The following is a 4,530-nucleotide window of genomic DNA, read 5'->3' as shown; positions in this document are numbered from 1 at the left end:
GATCAGGCTGCCGACGGTCTTTGAGCCGTTCGGCGCGATGACGTTGCCCAATGTACCGCCGGCCAGCGCGCCGACGATGAGGCCGGTGGTGCCGTCGGAGCGGCGGCAGTAGTAGCGGTTGTCGGAGCCGCGGTAGATATAGTCGTTGCTGCTGAGGCGGCGCGGCTTGTAGCGGCTGTCTGCCACATAATAGCGTTCGGGGTATCGGGCGTCCCACGCGCGCGCGTCCTTTGCGCGTTTGCCATGGGCTGGGGCGTGCGGGGGCGGATCGGCCAGCGCGGGGGTGGCGAGGGCCATCAGGGCGAGGGCGGCGAGGGTGTGTTTCAGCATGTTCTGCTCCATTTTTTGCTTCGTGCGACCGGCTTGCGGAGTTCTGTGCGTGGCCGGGGCGGATGGTCTGGCCCGGCCGTGGTGAGGTGATGGTTGATCATGCTGCCCGAACGACGGATGAACAACCCGGTTCATGGCGGATGCGGCAGGGAGGGGGCGATGGGGGGCGATCGGGCTGCCCCGCCCTCTTCCCTTGCCGTTCGCCCCCTGGCGGCGCTAGGGAGCGCCGTTGATTTCCTGAGGAGTGATTGCCCAGTGTCTGCCCTGATCCACCTGACCCTTCCTGATGGCTCGGTTCGCGAAGTCGCGGCCGGGACTACGGCGGGGGATGTGGCGCGCGCCATTGGGCCGGGGCTGGCGAAGGCGGCTTTGGCGGCGCGGGTCGATGGCGAAGTCGTTGATCTGGAGCGGCCGATCGAGCGGGATGCGCGGCTGGCCATCGTGACGGCGAAGGACGAGGCGGACGCTCTGGAGCTGGTGCGGCATGATTTCGCGCATGTGCTGGCGGAGGCGGTGCAGGCCTTGTTTCCCGGCACGCAAATCACCTTTGGCCCGGCGACGGACGATGGCTTTTACTATGATCTGGCGCCGCCGGCCGGGCGGGGGCCGTTCACGGATGACGAGCTGCCGCTGATCGAGACGGAGATGCGCCGCATCATTGCCGCCGACAAGCCGCTGGTGCGCGAGGTGTGGAGCCGCGATGCGCTGATCGAGAAGTGGACGGCTGACGGCGAGCGCTTCAAGGCCGAGTGGGCGGTGGAGCTGCCCGAGGGCGAGGAGCTGTCTGTCTATTGGTCCGGGAAGCCGGGCGAGGCGGGCGCGTGGATGGACATGTGCCGGGGGCCGCATTTGCCCAGCACGGGGAAGCTGGATCCGGCGGCGTTCAAGCTGACGCGGGTTTCGGGGGCCTATTGGCGGGGCGACCAGAAGAACCCGCAGCTGAGCCGGATTTACGGCACGGGCTGGCTGACGAAGAAGCAGCTGGATGCGCATCTGCTGATGCTGGAGGAGGCGGCCAAGCGCGACCATCGCAAGCTGGGGGCGGAGATGGACCTGTTCCATCTGCAATCCGAAGCGCATGGCAGCGTGTTCTGGCATCCGAAGGGCTATCTGATCTGGCGCACGCTGGAGGCCTATATGCGCCGCCGGCTGGATGCCGCCGGCTATGTGGAGGTGAAGACCCCGCAGGTGATGGACGCGCGCCAGTGGGAGCAGAGCGGCCACTGGGGCAAGTATCGCGAGAACATGTTCGTCATCCCGGATGAAGTGCCCAACACAGAGGACGAGGGGCCTATCGTTTCGGACGATGCCGAGTGGATGGCGCTGAAGCCGATGAACTGCCCGGCGCATGTGCTGATCTTCCGGCAGGGCATCAAGAGCTATCGCGACCTGCCCCTGCGCATGGCGGAGTTCGGCTGCTGCCACCGGAACGAGCCGCATGGCGCGCTGCACGGGATCATGCGGGTGCGGCAGTTCACGCAGGACGATGCGCATATCTTCGTGCGCGAGGACCAGCTGGTGGACGAGGTGGCCGCCTTCATCGACCTGCTGCATTCGGTGTATGCCGACCTGGGCTTTGACCAATATGCGGTGAAGCTGGCCCTGCGGCCGGAAAAGCGGTTCGGTTCCGACGAGATGTGGGACATTTCGGAGGACGAGCTGCGGCGCGCGGTGAGGGTGTCGAGCCTGCCCGACGGGATCAAGGCCGGGTTCGAGGAGCTGGAGGGCGAAGGCGCCTTTTATGCGCCGAAGCTGGAGTTCCACCTGACGGACGCGATCGGGCGGACCTGGCAGGTAGGGACGATCCAGTCGGACCGGGTGCTGCCCGAACGGCTGGATGCGAGCTATGTGGGCGAGGACGGCGAGCGTCACCGGCCGGTGATGTTGCACCGGGCCATCCTGGGGACGTTCGAGCGGTTCATCGGCATCCTGATCGAGCATCATGCAGGGCGCTTCCCGCTGTGGCTGGCGCCGGTGCAGGTGGTGGTGGCGACGATCGTGTCTGACGCGGACGACTATGCCGAAGGGCTGGTTGAGCAGCTTAGGGCGGCGGGGATCCGTGCGGAGGCGGATCTGCGGAACGAGAAGATCAACTACAAGGTGCGCGAGCACAGCCTTGCGAAGGTGCCGGTGATGCTGGTGGTGGGGCGGCGGGAGGCCGAGGAAGGCACGGTGGCCGTGCGGCGGCTGGGCGAGGAGCGGCAGCAGGTGCTGCCCTTTGCCGGGATGCTGGAGACGCTGCGGGGCGAGGCGCTGGCGCCGGACCTGAAGAGGAGCAACTGATGGCCGATATTCGCCGCCTGACCGACAGCTTTGCGGCGGCGCCGCAGATCACGCCGGAGGATGTCGCCGGGATCAAGGCGGCGGGCTTCGGCTTCATCGTGAACAACCGGCCTGACGGCGAGGCGGCGGACCAGCCCGCGGGCGACGCGATCGAGGCGGCGGCGCTGGAGGCGGGGCTGGGCTATTGCGCGATTCCCATCGACCAGTCGGGTTTCACGGTGGAGCAGGTGGCGGCCTTGTCTGCGCTGATGGTCTCTCCCCGGCCGATCCTGGCCTATTGCCGATCGGGGACGCGTTCGACGAACCTGTGGGCGCTTGCGTCAGCAAGTCGCGGGGGAGCGATCGAGGAGATCATCGATGCGGCGCTGGCCGCGGGCTATGATGTGCGGGCGTTGCGGCCGGCGATGGAGCAGCTGGCGGCGCTGGGCTGAAACGGGGGCATTTCGATGGGCGGCAAACGGACTGAGAAGGCGCCGCTGATCCCGTGCCGGGATACGCCGGAGGAGGCGCGGCCGCCGCACATGAACGTGCTGGTGCTGCAGGGCGGCGGGGCGCTGGGCGCCTATCACCTGGGCGTGTGCGAAGAGCTGGCGCGGATGGACGTGGCGCCGGACTGGGTGTGCGGCATTTCCATCGGCGCGATCAATGCGGCGCTGATCGCCGGGAACCGGCCGAAGGAGCGGATCCCGGCGCTGGTGCGGTTCTGGGAGACGATCTCGTCCGGGCTGGTGCCGGTGTGCGACATTCCCGACGGGACCGCGCGGGAAATGTGGTCGGAAGGGGCGGCGCTGTGGATCGCGGCGGCGGGGGTGCCGGGTTTCTTCAGCCCGCGTTTTCCGCCGACGAAGTTCCAGCCGCACGGCAGCGTGGGGGCGATCAGCTTCTATGATACGGAGCCGCTGCGGCGGACGCTGGATGAGCTGATCGACTGGGATTATCTGAACGACGGGCCGATCCGGCTGTCTGTCGGATCGATCTCTGTGACGACGGGGCGGATGCACTTCTTCGATTCGAAGGGCGGGCCGGATCATGTGCGGATCACGGCGGATCATGTGATGTCGTCGGGCGCGCTGCCGCCGGGATTTCCGCCGGTGAAGATCGGGGACGACTGGTTCTGGGACGGGGGGATCGCATCCAACGCGCCGTTGCAGCATGTGCTGGACGAGGGAACGGAGTTCGACAAGAACGTCTTTCAGGTGGACCTGTTCCCGGCCGAAGGGCCGTTCCCGCAGACATTGCTGGACGCGGAAACGCGGGCGCAGGACATCCGCTATGCCAGCCGGACGCGGCTGGGGACGAACCATGAAATGGCGCTGAGCCCGGCGCGGCTGGTGGTTCGCCGCATGCTGGACAGCTGTTCGCCTGACCTGAGCCTGCTGAGCGCGGAAGAGGTGGCGGCGCTGCGGCAGTTCGCCTGCGAGCAGCATATCGAGATCGCGCAGATTATCTATCGCGACAAGGCCTATAGCGGGAAGGCGCGCGGCTATGAGTTCAGCCGGCCGACGATGGAAGCCCACCGGGCGGCCGGGCGGCGGGACGCAGCGAAGGCGCTGGCGGTGCGCGACTGGCGGCTGCGGCCTGCCGTGAACGGCGTGCACTGCATCGACGTGGGCGCCGACGCCCCCGAGCTGCGGGCGAAGGCGAGCCGCTAGGCGGGCCTAGAAGGAGGCCGGGGCCGGGCTGACGGTGGTGAAACCGGAGGGGCCGACCTGCTGCACTTCAAGTCCCCGCTCGGCGACATTGGATTTGAAGCGGAAGATTCCGTCAACGCCGGCGAAGCCCTGGGAATCCTCCAGCAGCTTTTGCGGGAAGCTGGTGCCCAGCTGCCATTGCTGGCCCGCCGAACTGATCGCCAGCAGCATCGCATCATAGGAGAGGCTGGCGAGGCGCGACGGGGTGCCGCCGAAGCGGGCCTGA

At 67.6% G+C, this 4,530-nt stretch carries 4 protein-coding genes and 1 pseudogene; 3 read left to right on the top strand and 2 right to left on the bottom strand.

All coding sequences use genetic code 11. From position 1 onward, the window contains the following. Window positions 1-330: hypothetical protein (locus ACE3O8_RS05195; protein WP_374387495.1), on the bottom strand; the 330-nt coding region annotated here is incomplete at its 3' end. A 255-nt stretch (window positions 331-585) separates the two neighbouring features. On the opposite strand from ACE3O8_RS05195, the gene thrS reads away from it, so the two are divergent. Genes thrS through ACE3O8_RS05180 form a run of 3 tightly spaced genes read left to right on the top strand, consistent with a single transcriptional unit; the run spans window position 586 to window position 4,265 of the window. Further along, window positions 586-2,613 carry a threonine--tRNA ligase gene (gene thrS / locus ACE3O8_RS05190; RefSeq protein ID WP_374387493.1) on the top strand — a complete coding sequence of 676 codons (2,028 nt, stop codon included), beginning with the start codon at window positions 586-588 and terminating at the stop codon, window positions 2,611-2,613. After that, complete coding sequence (locus tag ACE3O8_RS05185) at window positions 2,613-3,044, top strand: TIGR01244 family sulfur transferase (protein ID WP_374387491.1); 432 nt, start codon at window positions 2,613-2,615, stop codon at window positions 3,042-3,044. Before thrS ends, ACE3O8_RS05185 begins: the two co-directional genes overlap by 1 nt. A 15-nt stretch (window positions 3,045-3,059) precedes the next feature. Then, a complete protein-coding gene (locus ACE3O8_RS05180; RefSeq protein ID WP_374387489.1) occupies window positions 3,060-4,265 on the top strand; it encodes a patatin-like phospholipase family protein in 1,206 nt (401 codons plus the stop codon). 6 nt (window positions 4,266-4,271) lie between these two features. On the opposite strand, the pseudogene ACE3O8_RS05175 reads toward ACE3O8_RS05180, so the two are convergent. Beyond that, window positions 4,272-4,530 (bottom strand): annotated as a pseudogene (locus tag ACE3O8_RS05175) (penicillin-binding protein activator); the annotation flags it as partial.

Source organism: Sandaracinobacter sp. (assembly GCF_041909755.1).
Classification (GTDB): domain Bacteria; phylum Pseudomonadota; class Alphaproteobacteria; order Sphingomonadales; family Sphingomonadaceae; genus Sandaracinobacteroides.
The sequence above is the reverse complement of the archived record's forward strand: the minus strand, read 5'-3'. Positions and strand labels throughout refer to the sequence as shown.

What these genes read in the sequence shown, in the direction of transcription:
- ACE3O8_RS05185 (WP_374387491.1), top strand. Translation starts at nt 2,613, where the DNA reads ATGGCCGATATTCGCCGCCTGACCGACAGCTTTGCGGCGGCGCCGCAG.
- ACE3O8_RS05180 (WP_374387489.1), top strand. Translation starts at nt 3,060, where the DNA reads ATGGGCGGCAAACGGACTGAGAAGGCGCCGCTGATCCCGTGCCGGGAT.